Source organism: Pseudomonas sp. PDM26 (genome assembly GCF_019219185.1).
Classification (GTDB): Bacteria; Pseudomonadota; Gammaproteobacteria; order Pseudomonadales; family Pseudomonadaceae; genus Aquipseudomonas.
In genome coordinates this window covers 245746-265209 of the sequence record NZ_JAHUWC010000008.1, presented here as the reverse complement: position 1 = coordinate 265209, position 19464 = coordinate 245746, and the positions used below count along the sequence as shown (strand labels likewise).

At 59.9% G+C, this 19464-nt stretch carries 24 protein-coding genes; 9 read left to right on the top strand and 15 right to left on the bottom strand.

Annotated elements, in window-relative coordinates; genetic code table 11:
* Positions 1–92: 92 nt before the first annotated feature.
* The 4 genes from KW849_RS17595 to KW849_RS17580 all read right to left on the bottom strand — a co-directional run bounded on the left by KW849_RS17595 (position 93) and on the right by KW849_RS17580 (position 2431).
* Positions 93–530: a DUF3995 domain-containing protein gene (locus tag KW849_RS17595; RefSeq protein WP_218430573.1), complete on the bottom strand. Its 438-nt coding sequence runs from the start codon at positions 528–530 to the stop codon at positions 93–95.
* Positions 531–646: 116 nt separating this feature from the next.
* Positions 647–1660 carry an ABC transporter substrate-binding protein gene (locus KW849_RS17590; protein WP_218430572.1) on the bottom strand — a complete coding sequence of 338 codons (1014 nt, stop codon included), beginning with the start codon at positions 1658–1660 and terminating at the stop codon, positions 647–649.
* A gap of 118 nt (positions 1661–1778) precedes the next feature.
* The gene (locus KW849_RS17585; RefSeq protein WP_218430571.1) at positions 1779–1982 is read right to left on the bottom strand and encodes a hypothetical protein; all 204 of its coding nucleotides are present in this window, start codon (positions 1980–1982) and stop codon (positions 1779–1781) included.
* A complete protein-coding gene (locus KW849_RS17580; protein WP_177413236.1) occupies positions 1982–2431 on the bottom strand; it encodes a hypothetical protein in 450 nt (149 codons plus the stop codon). The genes KW849_RS17585 and KW849_RS17580 overlap by 1 nt, the downstream gene beginning before the upstream one ends.
* Positions 2432–2865: 434 nt before the next feature.
* Here KW849_RS17580 and KW849_RS31385 point away from each other — a divergent pair, with 434 nt between their 5' ends.
* Complete coding sequence (locus KW849_RS31385) at positions 2866–3114, top strand: hypothetical protein (RefSeq protein ID WP_108217953.1); 249 nt, start codon at positions 2866–2868, stop codon at positions 3112–3114.
* A gap of 161 nt (positions 3115–3275) precedes the next feature.
* Positions 3276–3506 carry a hypothetical protein gene (locus KW849_RS17575; RefSeq protein WP_218430570.1) on the top strand — a complete coding sequence of 77 codons (231 nt, stop codon included), beginning with the start codon at positions 3276–3278 and terminating at the stop codon, positions 3504–3506.
* Positions 3507–3719: 213 nt separating this feature from the next.
* Here KW849_RS17575 and KW849_RS17570 read toward each other — a convergent pair whose 3' ends face one another.
* Complete coding sequence (locus tag KW849_RS17570; protein WP_371319150.1) at positions 3720–4943, bottom strand: methyl-accepting chemotaxis protein; 1224 nt, start codon at positions 4941–4943, stop codon at positions 3720–3722.
* Positions 4944–5562: 619 nt separating this feature from the next.
* Positions 5563–5967 (bottom strand): TraR/DksA C4-type zinc finger protein, encoded by a 405-nt coding sequence (locus tag KW849_RS17565; protein WP_007935965.1) that lies wholly within the window; start codon positions 5965–5967, stop codon positions 5563–5565.
* A 369-nt stretch (positions 5968–6336) separates the two neighbouring features.
* Between KW849_RS17565 and KW849_RS17560 the strand changes: the two genes are divergently transcribed.
* Positions 6337–6942 carry a glutathione S-transferase gene (locus KW849_RS17560; protein ID WP_218430569.1) on the top strand — a complete coding sequence of 202 codons (606 nt, stop codon included), beginning with the start codon at positions 6337–6339 and terminating at the stop codon, positions 6940–6942.
* Between the two features lie 148 nt (positions 6943–7090).
* On the opposite strand, the gene KW849_RS31380 is transcribed toward KW849_RS17560, so the two are convergent.
* On the bottom strand, positions 7091–7399 hold the full coding sequence (locus KW849_RS31380) for a hypothetical protein (protein WP_256357269.1): 309 nt from the start codon (positions 7397–7399) through the stop codon (positions 7091–7093).
* Between the two features lie 175 nt (positions 7400–7574).
* Here KW849_RS31380 and KW849_RS17555 point away from each other — a divergent pair, with 175 nt between their 5' ends.
* From KW849_RS17555 to KW849_RS17545, 3 genes are all read left to right on the top strand, one after another.
* Positions 7575–8258, top strand: coding sequence for a response regulator transcription factor (locus tag KW849_RS17555; RefSeq protein ID WP_095055782.1), 684 nt, complete (start codon positions 7575–7577; stop codon positions 8256–8258).
* Positions 8236–9630: a HAMP domain-containing sensor histidine kinase gene (locus KW849_RS17550; protein ID WP_218430568.1), complete on the top strand. Its 1395-nt coding sequence runs from the start codon at positions 8236–8238 to the stop codon at positions 9628–9630. Before KW849_RS17555 ends, KW849_RS17550 begins: the two co-directional genes overlap by 23 nt.
* Positions 9631–9979: 349 nt before the next feature.
* Positions 9980–10900, top strand: coding sequence for a LysR substrate-binding domain-containing protein (locus KW849_RS17545; RefSeq protein WP_218430567.1), 921 nt, complete (start codon positions 9980–9982; stop codon positions 10898–10900).
* Here KW849_RS17545 and KW849_RS17540 read toward each other — a convergent pair.
* Complete coding sequence (locus KW849_RS17540; protein WP_218430566.1) at positions 10821–11417, bottom strand: DinB family protein; 597 nt, start codon at positions 11415–11417, stop codon at positions 10821–10823. The two genes, KW849_RS17545 and KW849_RS17540, sit on opposite strands and share 80 nt — an antisense overlap.
* A 72-nt stretch (positions 11418–11489) precedes the next feature.
* A complete protein-coding gene (locus tag KW849_RS17535) occupies positions 11490–12599 on the bottom strand; it encodes an NAD(P)/FAD-dependent oxidoreductase (protein WP_218430565.1) in 1110 nt (369 codons plus the stop codon).
* 189 nt (positions 12600–12788) lie between these two features.
* Here KW849_RS17535 and KW849_RS17530 point away from each other — a divergent pair, with 189 nt between their 5' ends.
* Positions 12789–13109, top strand: a complete 321-nt coding sequence (locus KW849_RS17530; protein ID WP_108218118.1) for a DUF2388 domain-containing protein — start codon at positions 12789–12791, stop codon at positions 13107–13109.
* Between the two features lie 53 nt (positions 13110–13162).
* Here the strand turns inward: KW849_RS17530 and KW849_RS17525 are convergent, their stop codons facing one another.
* Positions 13163–14095 (bottom strand): pyridoxal-phosphate dependent enzyme, encoded by a 933-nt coding sequence (locus KW849_RS17525; protein ID WP_218430564.1) that lies wholly within the window; start codon positions 14093–14095, stop codon positions 13163–13165.
* A gap of 216 nt (positions 14096–14311) precedes the next feature.
* Between KW849_RS17525 and KW849_RS17520 the strand changes: the two genes are divergently transcribed.
* Positions 14312–14971, top strand: a complete 660-nt coding sequence (locus KW849_RS17520) for an isoprenylcysteine carboxylmethyltransferase family protein (RefSeq protein ID WP_218430563.1) — start codon at positions 14312–14314, stop codon at positions 14969–14971.
* A 54-nt stretch (positions 14972–15025) separates the two neighbouring features.
* Here the strand turns inward: KW849_RS17520 and KW849_RS17515 are convergent, their stop codons facing one another.
* From KW849_RS17515 to KW849_RS17495, 5 genes are all read right to left on the bottom strand, one after another.
* Positions 15026–15691, bottom strand: a complete 666-nt coding sequence (locus tag KW849_RS17515; RefSeq protein WP_218430562.1) for an HAD-IA family hydrolase — start codon at positions 15689–15691, stop codon at positions 15026–15028.
* Between the two features lie 60 nt (positions 15692–15751).
* Positions 15752–16159 carry a response regulator gene (locus KW849_RS17510; protein ID WP_218430561.1) on the bottom strand — a complete coding sequence of 136 codons (408 nt, stop codon included), beginning with the start codon at positions 16157–16159 and terminating at the stop codon, positions 15752–15754.
* Between the two features lie 239 nt (positions 16160–16398).
* Positions 16399–16668, bottom strand: a complete 270-nt coding sequence (locus KW849_RS17505) for a pentapeptide MXKDX repeat protein (protein WP_218430560.1) — start codon at positions 16666–16668, stop codon at positions 16399–16401.
* Positions 16669–16721: 53 nt separating this feature from the next.
* Positions 16722–17507, bottom strand: a complete 786-nt coding sequence (locus KW849_RS17500; protein WP_218430559.1) for a molybdopterin-dependent oxidoreductase — start codon at positions 17505–17507, stop codon at positions 16722–16724.
* Positions 17504–18121, bottom strand: a complete 618-nt coding sequence (locus KW849_RS17495; RefSeq protein ID WP_218430558.1) for a cytochrome b/b6 domain-containing protein — start codon at positions 18119–18121, stop codon at positions 17504–17506. Before KW849_RS17495 ends, KW849_RS17500 begins: the two co-directional genes overlap by 4 nt.
* Positions 18122–18384: 263 nt before the next feature.
* Here KW849_RS17495 and KW849_RS17490 point away from each other — a divergent pair, with 263 nt between their 5' ends.
* Positions 18385–19326 (top strand): class I SAM-dependent methyltransferase, encoded by a 942-nt coding sequence (locus KW849_RS17490; protein ID WP_218430557.1) that lies wholly within the window; start codon positions 18385–18387, stop codon positions 19324–19326.
* Positions 19327–19464 lie beyond the last annotated feature (138 nt).

Sequence of the window (19464 nt, the reverse complement as noted above, 5' to 3'; positions counted from 1 at the left end):
ACAGGGGGCTGTGTCGCTCACAAATCTCCTGTAGGAGCGGGCTTGGTCCGGGCGGCGATCCGACGAAAGCGATAGACCAGCCACTACATGTCTCAGACCCAGGCCACCGCCAACAACCCCGCCCCCAGCACCACGCACAACGGCGAGTAAACCCAGGTGTCCAGCCGGGCAAATTTCGAGCCTTTGACCTCTTTGAAAAAACCCACCAGCTCCGAATCGCCAATCGCTCGGGCAAACAGCAAAATCGCAATCGCGCTGATCACCCACTGCAACGACCAGTGATGCAAGGGTGGCAGCCACCAACCCACCCGCAAGCACACCAGCGCGGCAATCAACAGCAACAGCCCGGCCACCACCAACGTGACCCAGCCTCGTGCCTTGAACGCCGGTCGCAGTTGCGCGCTGCCCACCTGCGGCACTTGCGGGATCGCCGCCACCGCCGCCCACTCACCACCCAACGCCCAATACACATGTACCAGACTGATCATTGCAAAGATCGTCACCAGCCATTGAGCCAACAGCAAGGTCATGGTTCAAAGGTCCTTGAAAGGGATATGAGCAGAACATTGTAGGAGCTGCCGCAGGCTGCGATCTTTTAATTTTGCTTTTTAAGACAAGATCAAAAGATCGCAGCCTGCGGCAGCGCCTACAGGGCGGCGGAGACTTTATCCGCCACGTCCTTGGGCAGCCAGGCCCTCCAGACGTCCGGATGAGCTTTCATGAACGCCTGCGCCGCCTGACGCGGCGGTGTATGTTTCTCGCTCATCTCGGCCAGCGCTTTGTTCAGCGGGTCGATCGGAAAGTCGACCTTGGCGAAGAACTCGGCAATCTGCGGATACTGCTTCTGGAAAGGTGTGGACACACCGATGGACAGTTTGGAGGCCAGGGAACGGGTCGGCTGTGGGTTGGGGTTATCGGCGTCGGTCAAGGTCTTCCAGGCTTGCGCGTCGAACGGTGGCTCTTCGAGTTGAATCAACTTGAAGCGGCCGAGCAACGGCGTGGGTGACCAGTAGTAAAACAGTACCGGCTTGCCACGATGAATGGACGAACTGATCTCGGCATCCAGTGCTGCACCCGAACCGCTGCGGAAGTTCACGTAGCTGTCGTCCAGCCCATACGCCTTGAGCTTCTGCTTGTTGACCACTTCCGAGGTCCAACCGATGGGGCTGTTGAGGAAACGTCCCTTGGTCGGGGCTTCCGGGTCCTTGAACACGTCTTTGTAACGCGGCAGGTCGCTGACGCTGCGCAGGTCTGGCGCCAGCGGTTTGATGCCCTTGGCCGGGTCGCCCTTGATCACATATTCCGGCACCCACCAGCCTTCGGTAGCGCCCTTGACCGTATCGCCGAGGCTGACGACTTTGCCTTCGGCTTCCGCCTTGACCCAGACCGGGCTGCGACCGGCCCACTCTTCGCCAATGACCTGGATATCATTGTTGGCCAGCGCGGTTTCCAGGGTGATGGTGGTGCCCGGCAAGGTGTCGGTCGGCAGCCCGTAGCCGTTCTCGACAATGATGCGCAGGACATCGGTAATCAGGCTGCCGCTTTCCCAGTTCAGGTCGGCGAAGTGGATCGGCGCCTGGGCGGCAAACACCGGAGCGGGTGTCGCCAGTAAACCGAAAGCGGCCAGGACAGCAGCCAGCAACCGTCGAAATCCGTTCATGCTTTTGCACCTCGTGCTGTTCACAGCAATAGCAGGATGGCCTGGCAGTAGACCGCGAAGCCTCTGAATACTCAGTCCAATGACTGTAGTAGAGGTTCCTGCTTTCGAGGTGCGTGGATCAGTTTTCGCAGGTTTGCTGCAAACGCATCAGCTCGCGCCTGACCATGCTGGCGTATGCCGCCGGTTGCAGTTGGTAAAGCTGTGACGCCACCCAATTCAGCCAGGCTCCTTGCAGAATGACCTTCTGCCCGAACAGCCGCCGCGCTTCGTCTTGAGCGCTGGCCTGGTTCTGTTCGTGGAAATCGGCGCGGGTCAGGGTCATCACTCGCTGGCCTTGAAGGTCACCAGCTCGCCCTTGCGCCACTTGGCCGCTTTGGCGGTCACGGCTTTGAGGGTCTTGGTCAGGCCTTCCTGCAGCTGTTGATGGGCGGCAAACACCATCACCACGCTGTGACCTTCCTTGAACACTATCCCCTGACCGTCGGCCGTGGTCACGAAAGCGTAATCGCCAATTCCGTAAACCGTCAGTTTGATGTCGCGGAACTTGATGTCCAGCTTGCCGCCTTCACGACTGGGCAGCACGGACGCGCTGAAATGATCGCCGACCTTGAGTTTGAGTCCCGGCTTGTCATCCACCACCAGGGCTGATTCGGTGTCGATTTCGGCAATGTAGATGCCTTCAGCGTTCTGTTCGGTGATGTAAACGAAACGTGACTGAAACAGCTTGACCAGCTTTGCGCGCAAATCACCCAGTACGAACAAAGCATGCATATCGAGATTACTTACTGCCAAGGAAACATCCCCACATCTGAAAAATGGTGCCGTACGCGAGAAATAAACGCACAGCCAAAAAAGCGGCAATGCCGAAGGTGTCGCCAGAGAACCCGGATTGAAGCCCTGAATGAGCAGTGCGCTCACTCATCACGAAGCTTGAGAAGACTACTGGAACGTCACTCGTGTCGTCCTGCCCGGCGTTCGTCACAGGCTGAAGGAAAACACCCTTCCTGCTGCCAGAAAATTATGGACTATCAACTTCGGGGAAAAATCTCATCAAGAAAAAATCTTTTCCTACATATCGTCCGCAAAAAATTGCATTAGATAAACATCGATTCCCCGCCAGTGAGGGTGATTCTAGAGCAGCGATGCTCTTGGAGACTAGCCAAAACGACGTACATACGTCGATAAAACCATGAAAAGGACTTCATATGTGCACGCTGACTCACTTTGCTTATCCCTTGGCGCCTGACTCAGAAACAGCGCCGATCCCGCACCCGATACGGTTTCGCCACCACGAACCGCTTCACGATGTCCCGGCCCGCCCGCGATTTCAGGTGGTGATGGCAGGCATTGCCTTCTTTCATATCAAGGATATTTCGACAGGCTGCGTAAGAGGTTTCCGAGCGGATCATAATGAAGCCTGTGCCCTCGCCCGGTTTCTTGAATCACATTGTTGACATGCCCGCCGCACTCATCGCCATCGACGTTTCGTCTGCCCGCCGACTTATCTCAGCCGTCGACGGGCAACTACTGCCATACTGCCAGCCCAATAAAACGGATCCGCAAAAAATCGGGTTGCGTTGACAACAACATTGTATTTCCAGGGGAAGTCTGCAACGTGACGGAATTTGATATCGGCGAGTTTTTTATCCGGGGGGAAGCCAGAGAAATCGACGGTGAATTCCAGGCCGTGATTGTCATGCGAGCCAAACCACCGCTAAAGACCGTGACGTATTACCAGGTCGAAAAAGATCGCTGGTTCAAAACCCCGGATGTCGCCGCCATTGCGGCCCAGGAATCGGCCAGGGAGTTGAAGGCGGCGGTCGATGAAGGCGCGCTGAAAGCCTGATTGTCGGGTTGGCGGTGCGCGACGACGCAGATTGGCAGGTACTCCGCTGCCAATCATGACCGCGACGTCAACTTTGCCTTGCATGCTGACCCTCCCAACTTAATTAGCAACCTAATTAATAGGTATGCTAATTAATTTCCCGGCGAGGAAACAGCAAAACCCTGCACAGGTTAATTGCAGAAATTGCAACAGTCGCCCGACTGTCCGGGTTTTCTAACGCGGCTTTTCCGGTTTGTAGCCCAGGCGCAAACCACCCCAATGCCGGCCCCTGAGCATGATCGGTACCGAGAGATCGTGCATCAACTCGCCGGTGTCGCGTGTATAGGTTTGCAGCAGCACGGCCTTCTGATGGCTGCCACAGCGGATACCGGTGCGGTCAGCGAACTTGCGTTTGGTCCGGTTCTGCAAGGCATCGACCTGCGCGTCCCCCGTCAACGGCTGGCTGAACGCCTTGTTATGGGTCGGCACATAACCCTGCTGGGTGCAGGCGATGGCGAACACCAATCCTTCGTGACGCGGTAACAACGGTTCCTGGATCGTTGGCAGAACCTGATCGGTGTAGCGGTCGAAACGCGTCTGGTACTTGGCCGGGCTGGTATTGGGAATAGTCTGGTAATTGCGGTCGAACAGATCGTCGAGACTGATTCGACCGGCATCGATATCCGCCTCGAATCGCGCTGCAATCTGCGTAGCGCCTTCGCGCGCCAGGTCATAGATCCGCTGGTGATAGTCATCCAGCCCCACCTCGGCAAGACGCTCGCTGATGGTTTCGGCCTGCCCTTCCATTTGCACCGCCGCATGGGCCAGGCATTGAGTCTGCTGGTCGCTGACCGCCAGGTCGCTGCGCATCTGTTCGATGGCGTGGAACAGGCTGTCGAGTTGTTCACGGTTGGTGTCTGCCCCCTGGGCGATTGCCCCGACCTGGGACTCGACACTGGCCGCCAGACGGGCAATGTTCTCCAGGTGCTGCCCCGTCTGTTCGACCTGCTCGACGCCGGTATCAAGGTCGCTGGACAGTTGGCGGATCTGCTCCACTACCTGCGCGGTGCGTTGCTGAATGTCGGCTACCATTTCGCCCACTTCGCCCGTGGCCGTCGCCGTGCGTGCAGCAAGCCCGCGAACCTCGTCGGCCACCACTGCAAACCCGCGACCGTGCTCCCCCGCCCGCGCCGCTTCTATCGCTGCGTTCAACGCCAACAGGTTGGTCTGGCTGGCGATGGACTGAATCACCAGGGTCACGCGCTGGATATCATCGCTGCGCAGGCTCAAGGCTTCGATCAGTTCACGGCTGTTGCTGGCGCGCTGGCTGAGCTGATGCATGCGCGCAATGGACTCGATCAGTTGCGTACGCCCTACCGCGCCACTTTGATGAGCCTCGCTGGCGGCACTCAGCGCCTGGCGACTGAGCGTCGAGGTGGCCTGTTCGGTGGTGATCATGACCTCGGCGTTGCTGACGATCTGTGCCGCCGCCGTGAGCTGCGATTGCAGTTTGTCCGCCAATTGCCGAACCGAGAACGCCACACCGGCGGCTGACAGCGCGTTATGGCTGGTGGTGTAAGAAAGGTCGCGAGTCAACTCGCCAATGGCATCGGCGTTGTCGGAGGAAGCAGCCACCGGGGTCGCGCGCGAACGCAGGCGAGGCAGCCAGACAATCAATACGGCCAGGGGCAGCCCAAGGTAGAGCGACCATCCGCCCAGCGTCATGCCACTTAACAACAGCATCAGGGCGATGCTTTGCAGCGTCGGTGTCAGCCAGCGGTTTTTCGGCAACAGCACGGGTGCAGGCACTGCCGCAACCAGAGACCCGTCTCTCGTCATCATCGTTACCCCGGAAAGCTTCTAATTGTTGTCTTCGCATTAAACGCCACTATAAAGCCATTATCCATGAGCCTTTAGTCGTGAGCGTTGCAGCAGATCAATAGAACAATCGGGAAATCGAAGACAGCAGAAAACGAAGATCGCAGCCTGCAACAGCGCCCTACTTCAATTGCGTAGGCGCTGTTGCAGGCTGCGATCTTTTCAAAGGCAGTCCATCTTGATGGACTGCCTTGCAGAATCAGGCCTGACGCTGGTGCTTGTCGATTTGCTCGTGACGCTCTTGAGCTTCGATGCAGTACTTGGTGGTCGGGCTGATCAGCAGGCGCTTGAGACCAATCGGCTCGCCGCTGTCGTCGCACCAGCCAAAGCTGTCTTCCTTGATGCGCTCAAGGGCTTGTTCCAACTGAGGCAGCATGCGCTGGTCGCGATCGATCGCGTTCACCAGCCAGGTGCGTTCTTCTTCGACCGAAGCCGCGTCTGCCGGATCGGCCGGGGTGTCCAGGCTTTCGATGGCGATGCGGTTCTGTTCGATGCGCTCATGGGTTTCGACTTTCATGTTCTGCAACAGCTCGGAGAAAAAAGCATGTTGCTCGGCATTCATGTAGTCATCCGCCGGCATGGCCAGCAACTTGTCCTTTGTCATTGATATCTCTATAAAAAAACGTGCATTAAGGCGAATTAGGGAGCGTTCCGGCAGACCTGGGCAGGCCATCGGAAAGGCGCCGTTTGTTCCAAGCGCCACCCGGCACTCAATTTACGAGGGGCGGCAGTCTACGGCCGACTTGAGGCCTCAGCAACTGAAAAGACAGCGAATTTGTCCGACAAAGCCCGGAAAATGCTCTACCGCAGGCTTTGAGGTGGTAATCGGAGTGCGTTTATAGCAAGAAATTCAACCGAGCGGCTGTATATAGATGACAAACGGCCTGCACCGGGCATATTCACGGTCATTTGCAGGGCTGCGAACCTCAGCTAACGTTGTCCCTCCCGAAATGGCCATATAAAGGAAAGGACCATGAAGCTGATCGGTATGCTGGATTCGCCCTATGTAAGGCGCGCCGCCATTTCTGCCAAATGCCTGGGAATCACCCTGGAACATCAATCGGTCTCGGTGTTCCGCCACTTCGAACAATTCCAGCAGATCAACCCGGTGGTCAAGGCGCCCACGCTGGTGCTGGATGACGGTGAGGTGTTGATGGACTCGACACTGATCATCGACTATCTGGAAGTCTTGGCCGATAACAGCCTGATGCCCGTCGCACCGGGTCAGCGCTTGCGCGCGTTACGCCTGATCGGCCTGGCGCTGGCCGCCAGCGAAAAGTCCGTGCAGCTTTACTACGAGCGCAACTTGCGGCCGGTGGAAATTCAATTCGGACCCTGGGTGCAGCGCGTCGAAGGACAGCTGACGGAGGCCTATTCGGCGCTGGAGCGGGAGCTGGAAAAACATCCGCTGAAGGCTGACGGTTCGATTGGGCAGGACGGCATTACCCTCGCCGTAGCCTGGAGCTTTACCAATTTGGTGGTACCGGATCAGGTGAGTGCGGCGCAGTTTCCGCGGGTTGCAGCGTTTACTGCGTATGCCGAGGGGCTTGAGGTGTTTATCAGTACGCCGATTGACTGACCGATTCGTTTTGCCTGTCAGCCCGCTATCGCGAGCAAGCTCGCTCCCACAGTAATCTGCGTCGTACACGGAATTTGTGCTCGACCTCAAGCCATTGTGGGAGCGAGCTTGCTCGCGATGGCGGTAGGCCAGTCGACACCTGCATTGGTTATTTGTGCTTATAGCTTTTATTGCCACTGGGGGTCAGGCAGTAAATGCCGCCTCTGGGCCCGGTACAAAACGAACCGGTGCCACAAGAACAGCCCTGCGTGTCCTGGATAAACGCTTGTGGACGCGCCTGGGTCTGACCGCCGAACATTGCCGAGCAACTTTTTTTCGAGCCACTGATAGAGCCGTCATTACACAGGAACAGATCGCCATCGCATCGATCGATTCCACCCTTCTTGCCGGAGCAGGGTGTATTGCCAGCCCAGGCCGATGAAATGAAAACACTGAACAGCAACAGACAAATCGGCATCCAGCGATAGCGGATCGAGTTGCGCACGATGCAGCCCCCTACTGAAGTTGTGGCCCAATGATATCAATGTTGCGAACTGCGACCCCAGTCAGATGAAAGTTAATTTATTAAGTCGCGGACAATTCTTGGCAAAATGCTTGCTACTTCGTATTGAACTGCTTATCAGGCCAGCCCTATGACCCGCATCTTGACCATCGAAGACGACGCCGTGACCGCCCGGGAAATTGTCGCCGAACTGAGTAGCCACGGCCTCGACGTCGACTGGGTCGACAATGGTCGCGAAGGGCTCGAGCGTGCGGTCAGCGGCAACTATGACCTGATCACCCTCGACCGCATGTTGCCCGAGCTCGATGGCCTGGCGATCGTCACCACGCTGCGGACCATGGGCGTGGCCACGCCGATCCTGATGATCAGCGCACTGTCCGACGTCGATGAGCGCGTGCGCGGCTTGCGCGCCGGCGGCGACGACTACCTGACCAAACCCTTCGCCACCGATGAAATGGCCGCCCGGGTCGAAGTCCTGCTGCGCCGGCAGAACACCGTGACCGCCCAGGCCACCACGCTGCGGGTGGCGGATCTGGAGCTGAACCTGATCAGCCACGAAGCCAGCCGCGACGGTCAACTGCTGACGCTGTTGCCCACCGAATACAAACTGCTGGAATTCCTGATGCGCAATACCGGGCAAATCCTCTCGCGGATGATGATTTTCGAAGAAGTCTGGGGTTACCACTTCGACCCCGGCACCAACCTGATCGACGTCCACATCGGCCGTCTGCGCAAGAAGATCGACCCGCCTGGCAATGTCCCACTGATTCGGACCGTGCGAGGCTCGGGTTATGTCATTGCCGAACCCCTCTAAAGGCTGGCGCTCTTCCAGCAGCCGTCTGCTGGCGCTCTACAGTTCGCTGTTCGTGATCTGGAGCGGGATTCTCATGGGGGTCATGTACTACGAGGTTTCCGCTTACCTGGACAACCTGGCCAAGCATTCGCTGATGCAACGCCAGCACCTGTTTTCACGCTTCTCGGGCGAGCAACTGGTGGACGCCCTCGCCGTCAGCATGACCTTCGATATCCGTGGCATCGACGCCTACGGCCTGTTCGATGGCCGGCAGCGTTACCTCAGCGGCGCCCTGCGCTACATTCCGGACAGCTTGCCGCTCGATGGCAAGATCCACACGCTCAGCGACTGCGCCGAGTCCGACGACCCGACCCTGCCCAACGACAGCTGCGACGCCGTGGCGACCCAGACCCGCGATGGTTGGTGGCTGATTCTGGTTCGCGACAACGGCTCGCTGTTCGCCGTCACCCGGATCATCCTTCACGCCCTGTTCTGGGGTGTGACCCTGACCATCGTGCCGGGCATCGTCGGCTGGTATTTGCTGCGGCGCCGGCCATTGCGACGCATTCGCGGGATTCAGGCCAGTGCCGAAGCCATCGTCGCTGGCGACCTGAGCCGGCGTTTGCCACTGTCAAACCGGCGTGACGAACTGGACATGCTCGCCGCCATCGTCAATGCCATGCTCGAACGCATTGAGCGCTTGATGAACGAGGTCAAGGGTGTGTGCGACAACATCGCCCATGACCTGCGCACGCCCCTGACCCGTCTGCGCGCGCAGCTTTACCGCATGCAGCAGCAAGCCGGCGAAGGCTCGCCGCAGGCCATGCAACTGGACATGGTGCTGGCCGAGGCCGACACGTTGATGGCACGTTTCCGTGGCTTGTTGCGGATTTCCGAACTGGAAGATCGCCAGCGTCGCTCCGGTTTCGTGCAACTGGATCCGGTGTCGTTGTTGCAAGAGCTGCATGAGTTCTATCTGCCCCTGGCGGAAGACGACGGCCTGGTGTTCCAACTGCACCTGCCCGCGTCATTGCCCCCCCTCAATGGCGACCGCGCACTGCTGTTCGAAGCCGTGGCGAACCTGCTCAGCAACTCGATCAAATTCACTCCGCCCGGTGGCGCGGTGATCTTGCGCGGGATCAATGCAGGCGGGCACACGCGGATCGAAGTGCTCGACTCCGGCCCGGGCATTCCCGAGGCGGAACGTGAAGCGGTGTTCCAGCGTTTCTACCGTGCCGAGGCGGGCAATCAAAAGAGCGGCTTCGGGCTGGGGCTGTCCATCGTCGCGGCGATTGTCAGCCTGCACGGGTTTACCCTGGAGGTGGGCACCAGCGAACTGGGTGGCGCACGGCTGGTGCTCGATTGTCGGGAGAGTCTGATTCCTCAAGCCTGAAATTGATCCCCTGTAGGAGCGAGCCTGCACGCGATGGACGTCAACGATAACGCGTGCAGTCTGATTCGACGCGTCGACCTAGCGTCCATCGCGAGCAGGCTCGCTCCTACAAGGGATTGCTGGTGTTTATCAAGCCGGATAATTGGCCCGCAACGCCTCAAGCCCACCCTGATAGATATTGGTCGCCTCAAGCGCGATGTAGCACATCCAGCATCCATGTGACTGACCCACCGCTTTCGTCGGAACGCCGCCCGGAGCAGGCTCGCTCCTACAGGTCATCAGCGAATTCCAGATTCCGCAGGGTTTGGTGCTTTACTGAAAAGACCCCAAACCCCAGCGAGCCACCACCATGAACCGCAACGACCTGCGCCGCGTGGACATGAACCTGCTGGTGATTTTCGAAACCCTGATGTTCGAAAAGAACCTGACCCGGGCCGGGGAAAAACTGTTCCTCGGCCAGCCCGCTGTCAGCGCGTCGCTGGCAAAGTTGCGCGATCTGTTCGACGACCCGTTGCTGGTGCGCAACGGACGCACCCTGGAGCCGACCCTGCGGGCGTTGCAGATTCTCAAGGAATTGCAGCCGGCGATGGACACCATTTCCGGGGCAGTCAGCCGGGCCAAGGATTTTGAACCCTCCACCAGCCGCGATGTGTTTCGCATCGGCCTGTCCGACGACGCCGAGTTTGGGCTGTTTCCACCGCTGCTCAAGCAGATTCGTGAAGAGGCGCAGAACGTTGTGGTGGTGGTGCGCCGGGTGAATTTCCTGCTGATGCCATCGATGCTGGCCAGCGGCGAGATTTCCGTCGGAATCAGCTACACCACGGAGTTGCCAGCCAATGCCAAGCGCAAGAAGTTGCGCGACTTGAGTGTGAAGATCCTGCGCGGCGATGATCGTCCGGGTCCGTTGACCCTGGACGAGTTCTGCGAACGCCCTCACGCGCTGGTGTCGTTCTCCGGGGACTTGAGCGGTGCCATCGACAACGACCTGGCACGCATCGGCCGTTCGCGCCGGGTGGTGCTGGCGGTGCCACAGTTCGCGGGGTTGCGGGCCTTGCTGGCGGGTACAGACATGCTCGCCACCGTGCCGGATTACGCGGCCAGTGCGTTGATCGAAGGCAGCAGTCAGCTGCGGGCAGACGACGCGCCGTTTGATATCAAGCTGTCCGAACTGTCGATGGTCTGGAACGGGGTCAACGATAACGATCCGGCAGAACGCTGGTTGCGCTCGAAAATTGCACAGCACATGGCGGCGCCACTATCGGGGCATTGATCGACTGCAGGACTAACGGCTCGGACTCGCGCAAATACACCGGCATGTCGGTCACAGGTGGCATGGCCGGAATCTCGAAGTACATCTGCACCACCCAGCCACGGTGATAGCTGGCGTGGTTGACCACGTGCATCAGCATCGCGCCAGCGCTCATGGTGCCGCTTTCGCCCGAGACAAAGGTGAATTCCAGGGGCTTGTCCAGGGAGGCATCGGTTTGCCGGGCACTCCAGTCGCAGTACCAGCGATCGATCTCTTTTTGTGCCATGCGCAGTTCGAACAGATCGGCATGCAGCAGGTCGTGTGAGGTCTTGAAGCCATGCCCCCGGCCTTCGAGGTGCGCCTGCCAGATGCAATCGACCACGTAGACGTGATTGAGGGTGCCGATCATGTTTTTGAACACCGACACCCGTTCTTTTTTGACTTCCCCCGGAGGGAGCGCTGCGAGGCTGTCAAAGAGGCGCTGATTGGCCCAGCGTTTGTAATCGGCCAGCAGACAGGCAGTGCGTACGGTGATCATCAGAGTTCTCCGATGGCAGTAAGCGCACTCCCAAGCATAGACCCAATGCCCGCAAGGCAGTGCCAGCCCTGATCATCGGTCGTCCAGGCGTTTTACTACCTGTTCGGCGAGCGCCAGGCAACTGGTCAGCCCCGGTGATTCGATGCCAAACAGATTCACCAGCCCCGGCACGCCATGTACGGCGCATCCGCTGATGAGAAAATCGGCGGCCGGCTCGGTCGGCCCGCTGATTTTCGGGCGAATGCCGCTGTAGGCCGGTTGCAGGCTGTTGTCCGGCAAACCTGGCCAATAACGGCGGATCGCCTGATAGAACCCTTCGGCCCGGCGGGGTTCGACGCGGTAATCGATGTGCTCGACCCATTCGACATCCGGCCCGAAGCGCGCCTGTCCGCCCAGGTCGAGCGTCATGTGCACACCCAGTCCCGCGCTCTCCGGGGCCGGATACACCAAGTGGCGAAACGGCGCCCGGCCGCTGTAACTGAAATAACTGCCCTTGCACAAATGCGCCTGGGGAATGAATTGCCCAGGCAGACCGACGATGCTGCCCGCCACCTCCGGAGCGGACAGCCCCGCGCAGTTGATCAATTCGCGGCAACACAGGGTCATGGGTTGAATGCCGCCCATGCGCAGCTCGAAGCCCTGCTCCATGCAACGGGCCGACAGCAGCGGTGCGCGCAAGGCCAGCGTCGCGGCGAACCGCTCGGCATCGCCCTGAAGCGCCAGCATCAGGGCGTGGGAGTCGACGATGCCGGTGGACGGCGACCACAGCGCCGCGACGCAGGACAACGCCGGTTCAAGCGCCCGGACCTGTGCGCCATCCAGCCATTGCAGGTCATCGACGCCGTTAAGACGCCCCTGCACCAACAGACGCTGCAAAGCCGTGCGCTGCGGCTCATCGGTGGCCACGATCAGCTTGCCGACGCGCCGGTAATCAACACCGTGCTCATCGCAATAAGCATAGAGACGCTGCTTGCCCTCCACGCACAACCGCGCCTTGAGGCTGCCGCCCGGGTAATAGATACCGGCGTGAATCACTTGCGAGTTACGCGAGCTGATGCCCATGCCGATGCCCTCACCGGCCTCGACCACCAACACGTCGCGCCCGCTCATGGCCAAGGCCCGGGCCACTGCCAATCCAACGACGCCAGCCCCGATCACCACACTTTGAATATCGACGTTCAACGCCCCAGCCCTCTCACACCCGTTCTGGCTGTCGATAGTCGATCAGGCTGGAGAAAATCGCCAGTGACAAGGCCATGAAGTCCCCGTCCATATGCACAGTCGGCAGTGCCAGGGAACTCTCGGCGATTGCCACGCATCCTAAACTATGTGGTATTTCCCTTATGCTCCATGCTGTTGGAGGACACCATCATGCGCCGCATGTTTATCCTTTCTTCCCTGCTGCTTTGTTTGCCCGTCGGTTCCGCTCTGGCTAAAGTGGATGCCGAAGATGTCGCCACCTCGGCCGGGGTTTCCGCCTCGCTTTATTCGACGTTCAAAGACGACAAACTCATGATTCCCGCCCGGGATGACGCTTCCAGCTTCGTCGCCAGTGGCGGTGCGATTCGTGGTGCTTACCTGGAGGCGCTGTTGAAAAAGGTCCGCCAGGACAATCCCGCCCTCAACAACGCAAGCGACGAAGACCTGGCGCGCGCCATTCTGGTCCAGGAAGGCGTTGTCACCGGTCACTGAAGATCGTCATCGCCAGCGGTGGGGCTTGTGACACCGGGATAGCGTTTGCGGCCCTACCTCGCGTGCGTGCCAGTGGACATGCGTGCCCATCCGGCCACGAGTTGCGCGTTGATACTCACCCCGCCGCACACCACGATCACCACGTCATTGGCGTCGGCAATCGCCGGGTGATCGAGGTAGGCAATCGCCAATGAAACCCCGCATGCCGGTTCGACCAGCTGACGCAAATCATTGGCGTAACGCACCACGCCCATGATTGCCTCATCATCACTGAGCACCACGCACTCATGGGAGAAATCGCCGATGTGCCTGACCGGCCAGGCGGCCACTTGCGCGGCGCCCAGGGACGTGGCGACGGTATCGATTTTCGCCAGTTTGACCGGGTGCCCGGCCGCCACCGCCGCGGCGAACGACGCCGCGCCTGCGGTTTCGCAGGCCACGATGCGGCAATCGGTGTGCCGATGACGAATCAGGCCGGTGAGCAGCCCCGCCAGCAAGCCACCGCCGCCCACCGAGGTCACCAGCACATCCACTGGCGGGCAGTCTTCAAGGATTTCATCGACCATGGTGCTGTGCCCTTCCCACAACACCGGGTGGTCGAAGGCCGGCACGAATTCACTGCGTGGGTCCTGGGCGAGTTCCCGCGCCAGTTGATTGGCTTCGTCCCAGACCTTGCCGTGCACGATCACCTCGGCGCCGGTCTTGCTGATTCGCGCCCGGGTGCTTTGCGGGGTGGTGTGCGGCACCACGATGCATGCTTTGAGCCCCAGGCATGCAGCGGCCATGGCCGTGGCCAGTCCCGCGTTACCGCCGGAGGGGCAGACCACCTTGCGCTTGCCCTGCTGCGCCGCCCGGCTGCACAGCAAGCCAATGCCGCGAATTTTGAACGAGCCGCCAGGTTGCAGGTTTTCCAGTTTCAGCCAGATACGGCGGGTCGGAGTCGACAGGCCCGGGTGCAGGATCAAAGGCGTGCGGATGTGAAGCATACAGGCTCCTGTTTCACGCCACCGGCTCGTCGAACTCGTGCGAGCCGGCGGTGAACGGTCCTCTCTCCCAAGCTTAGTTCACCCGGCCTCGGGGCGACCGTCTCAGCGGTCCGGCGCAGGTTGCGATCTTTTACCCATGGAAACTCGAAGGCCAAAGAACGATCAAAAGATCGCAGCCTACGGCAGCTCCTACGTAAGGCTGTTCGCGGAGGTACCATGAAAATTTCGGCCAAACTGGCATTTTTCGCTGTCGTCAGCACCCTCGCCTACCTCGCCCTGGCGATCTGGGGACAGGGTGGTTTCGCAGCCTATTTCAGCCACGGTTCACTGGTCGTCGTTGCCCTGGCCACTCTGATCATGGCTGTCGCATCTCTGTTCACCGAGGTCAACCTGAGTTCGGGGGAACGCGAAGACCGGGCCAACCGCTGGGTCATTCCGGCCTTCGGCGTGATCGGTTTACTGAGCGGCTTTCTGCCGGCTTATACCGACCGCATCGATTTCTGGACTTTTGGCGGTGAAGGCGTGCGCTGGCTCGGCGCACTCTTGTTCGTCGTCGGCGGTGCGCTGCGGCTGTGGCCGGTGTTTGTGCTGGGCAAGCGCTTCAGTGGGCTGGTGGCCATTCAGCCGGGGCATCGGCTGGTCACCGACGGGATTTACCGCAACCTGCGCAACCCCAGTTACCTGGGGATGATGGTCATCGGCATGGGTTGGGCATTGGCCTTTCGTTCTGGTGTCGGGCTGATACTGGTGGCGCTGACGCTGATCCCGCTGATCGCGCGCATTCACTCGGAAGAAGCCTTGCTCCGGGCGCAGTTCGGCAGCGAATACGAGGCCTATTGCGCCCGCTCCTGGCGGCTGATCCCCGGGCTTTACTGACATACATCCCCTGTTGGAACGTCGCCCGGCCCTTCCTACAGGGATTGCTGTTGTTTACACAGACTTCAATCGAACCGAACCATCGGCATCCACCTGAACCCGGACCGATTCATAACTTGCCAACGTCGCATGCGGGGTCTCAATAGGCTGCTCATGAGTCGCCGTGACAATCATCAAGTCCGCCCCCGCCGCCTCGGCCGCCAGAATCCCCACCGTGGCGTCTTCGAAAACCAGGCACTGCCCGGGCTCGACACCCAGGCGCCGGGCCGCGAGGCGGTAACCGGCGGGGTCCGGCTTGCCGGCAGTCACATCCTCGGCGGTGATCATGACGGCAGGCTCGGGAATCCCCGCCGCCGCTATCCGCCGCAACGCCAGTTCCCGCGGGGCGGAAGTGACGATGCCCCATTGGCTGGCAGGCAGCGACCGCAAGAACTTCGCCGCGCCAGCCACTTCGAATACCCCGTCGACATCGTCGATTTCCGCCTCGGTAATCCACGCGGCCTCGGCCTCGGCATCCACCCCGGGCAAGCCCAGGCGCCTGATGGTGTCGACGGCGCGGGCGCCGTGAATGGAGGGCAGGAAGGTATCGACATCGACACCATGGCGCACTGCCCAGGTTGTCCAGACCCGCTCGGCGGCGGCAATGGACGTCAGCACGGTGCCATCCATGTCGAACAGAAAGGCACGGTAAGTCGAATTGAAAACAGTGTGATCAGACAAGGAAAAGAACCTCGCAGGCGCCGGACGGATTTGCCCGGCAATGTAACACCTGCGCGCAGGTCAGTTGAGTCGTTTGGACTTGAAGGTCTGGCCCACACAATCGAGCAGCCCGCCAATCATCCAGGGTTTCTTGATGAAGGACACCTCGTGTCGCACGCCTGCGCTTTCAGGGGTTTCGAAACCGGACATGATCATGATCGGCTTGTCCGGCCAGCGATCGCCGAACTGGTTCGCCAGGTCCGCGCCATTGAGCGTGCCGGGCATGGTGATGTCCGTCAGCAGCATGCCCACCTCCGGCGCATGCTGCTCCAGATACATGACTGCCGCGTCCGCACTGGTTTGCGGCTCGACGACAAAACCTTCCTCCTGAAGAATCTCACAGAGAAAATCCAGGATCAGCGGGTCGTCTTCAACCACCAGAATCAACCCGCCAGGAAGATCTCCACCCGCCGTCGGTACTCGACTCATGACTGTGCCGCCCCCTGATAGCCTCAATGATTTCGCGGGCTCTGACCCGCTACCTAAAAGGTATGAGCAGCGGACTCGGCGGAAATTCATTTTTGATGCAACCAGGTGACCGATCCGGGTTTTGTAGTGACCTTGAGGGCGCTTTCGCTGGCAAGCCAGCTCCTACGGAGATCTGTGGCGCTTGCAAAATCCGTGTGGGAGCGGGCTTGCCCCCACAGGGGGATTTCGGTTGTCTGGACTTACTGCGACATTTCGCTTTTTTTCATCGCATCCTTGGACATTGCGTCTTTTTTCATCGTGTCCTTGGACATGCTGTCTTTGGACATGGCGTCCTTGGACATGGAATCGGTCTTCTTCATCGCGTCTTTTTTCATCGCATCCTTGGACATGGCGTCCTTGGACATCGAATCCTTGCTCATGCTGTCATTGCTCATCGTATCAGCTGCGAACACAGAGGCAGCGCCAACGGCCAGGCACATGGACAGAACAACGGTGGTCAACTTTTTCATGATGAAACTCCTTGGAGCGTGGGTTGTGGGCGTGTGAAATGGCCAGGCATCCATCAGCTGCCACCGAACCAGTTGTAGCCCTGGTCTTCCCAGTAGCCGCCGCTGTAGGTGTTGCTGACGAAAATCGCCTGAATGTGTTTGGGGTTCTTGTAGCCAAGCTTGGTGGGCATGCGCAGCTTCATCGGGAAGCCGTATTCGCGCGGCAGCACCGCGCCGTCATACGTCAGCGTCAGCAGGGTTTGCGCGTGCAGTGCGGTGGCCATGTCGATGCTGGTGTAGTAGTCGTCGGCGCATTTGAAACCGACGTATTTGGCATCGGTGTCGGCGCCGATGCGCTTGAGGAAGTCACTGAAGCGCACGCCGCCCCAACGCCCGATGGCGCTCCAGCCTTCGACGCAAATGTGTCGGGTGATCTGCTCGGTCTGGGCCATGGCGCGCAGCTCTTCGAGGCGCCAGCTGCGTTTGTCGGCGACCAGGCCGGTGACTTCCAGGCGATAGCCCTCCTCCTCCACTGTCGGCGCCTCGTCGATGCCGTAAAAGGCATTGAAGGGAAACGGCCGGGTGATCATCGACGCCGGATAGGTCGGCGCCATCGCATTGGGGTTGAACAGCCAACCCTGTACCCGATCGTTGAAGCGCGACATGGACGACAACGCAGTCTCGACGCTTTCGTTGTCGGTGATGTTGCAGCCGGACAGCATGGCCACGCCGCCGAGGGTCAGTCCACGCAACAGGAACGAGCGGCGCGAGCGGTCTTCGATTTGCGGGGCGAGGATCTTGCGGGCGTCGGCGAGGATCGAAGCCTCGTCCAGCCCGGGCACCTGAATACGCTTTTTCATACCTGCTCCTTGCGGCCGACAATCATGGCCAACAGCGTTTTCGGCACCAGCGCGACCATCAGCAGATGCACTGCGACGAAGGCCACCAACAGCGCCATGGCGAAAAAGTGCACACGGCGCGCGCCTTCATAACCAAACAGCAATTCACGCAACAGCGGGAACTGCACCGACTTCCACAACACCAGCCCGGAGAGCACCAGCAGCGTGATGTCGACCATCACGAACAGGTAAGCCAGCCGTTGCACCTGGTTGTAATGACTGAGGTCGGCATGCCCGAGTTTTCCGCGCAAGGCGGCCCACAGGTCCTGCAGCACGCCTTTGGGTGAAACCGGGAAGAAACGCCGTTTCAGGCGTCCGCTGAACAGATTGAAGGCCAGGTAGATCAGGCCGTTGATCGCCAGGAACCACATCGCCGCGAAATGCCATTGCAGCGCACCACCGAGCCAGCCGCCGAGGGTGATCGACTTGGGAAAACTGAATTCGTAGATCGGCGAGGCGTTGTAGATGCGCCAGCCGCTGGTCACCATCACCAGCACCGCCAGGGCGTTGAGCCAATGGGTCAGGCGTAGCCAGCGTGGATGAGTGGACTTGGGTGAAGCAGTGGTCTGCGACATGTCCGGCTCCCGGTTGTTGTTGTTCGTTGGAGCCGAGTATGGGAGTACGGAGATCGCCAAATCCTCACGTAAAGTTAAATTAAACGTGATAACTGCCACCGGATACTTGTAGGAGCGAGCGTGCTCGCGAAGGTGTATCAGGCGCCGCTGTGCCGACTGACACACCATCGCGAGCACGCTCGCTCCTACAGGGTTCTGTGGTGGTCCGCCGGTTGCGCAATTATGGTTAAATGCCGCCCCCCACAAATGACCGACCCGACCCGATGAACCCTGAAGCCCTCGCCACCCTCAACCAGCACCTGCTGACCGCCCTGGCGGCCGCCCCCGCCGAAACCCGCCGCCTGTTCCACGGCCGTGGCCGCTGCTGGCCGGGGCTGGAACAAGTGACTGTGGACTGGTTGCAGGGCGTGGTGCTGGTGGCGCTGTTCAAGGAGCCGGATGCGGCGCAACTGGAGGACTTGAAACAGCTGCTGATGGCGATCACTCAGTCTGAGCAGTGGGCAAAATCCGGTGCCCACACGCTGCTGTTGCAACATCGCTACCTGCTGCAAAGCACCACAGAATGGTTGCTGGGGGAAGAAATCGACGAACTGACGATCACTGAGGGCGGGCTGAAGTACCGGGTCGACCTGGGCCGCAAGCAGAACACCGGGCTGTTCCTCGACATGCGCTACGGCCGCGACTGGGTCCGCGCCAATGCCGAGGGCAAACGGGTATTGAACCTGTTCGCGTACACCTGCGGCTTCTCGGTGGCGGCCATCGAAGGCGGCGCGAGCCACGTGGTCAACCTCGACATGTCGAGCCCCGCCTTGAACCGTGGCCGCGACAACCACCGGCTCAACGGCCACGACATGAGCAAGGTGAGCTTCCTCGGTCACGACCTGTTCAAATCCTGGGGCAAGGTGATTGGCAAGGGGCCGTACGACCTGGTGATCATCGACCCGCCGTCGTTCCAGAAAGGCAGCTTTTTGCTGACCAAGGACTACCAGCGCGTGCTGCGCCGGTTACCGGAATTGCTCAGCCCTCAAGGCACCGTACTGGCCTGCATGAACGACCCGGCGTTTGGTGCCGATTTCCTGATCGACGGCGTGACCCGTGAGGCGCCAAGCCTGCGGTTCGAGCAGCGGCTGGAGAATCCGCCGGAGTTTCCGGATGCGGATGTGGAGTGTGGGTTGAAGGCGTTGGTGTTCAAACTGGAGAAATAACGAGAATTTTCACAACATGGATAAACGCCGCCCTTTCAGCGCCAACCAAGAAAACGCTTAAAAAGAAGATATCCTGGTTTTCCCTGTGTCGGTGGAGATGCCGTGTGGGGCGGCCCTGCTCGTTTCCACACTCGCTGT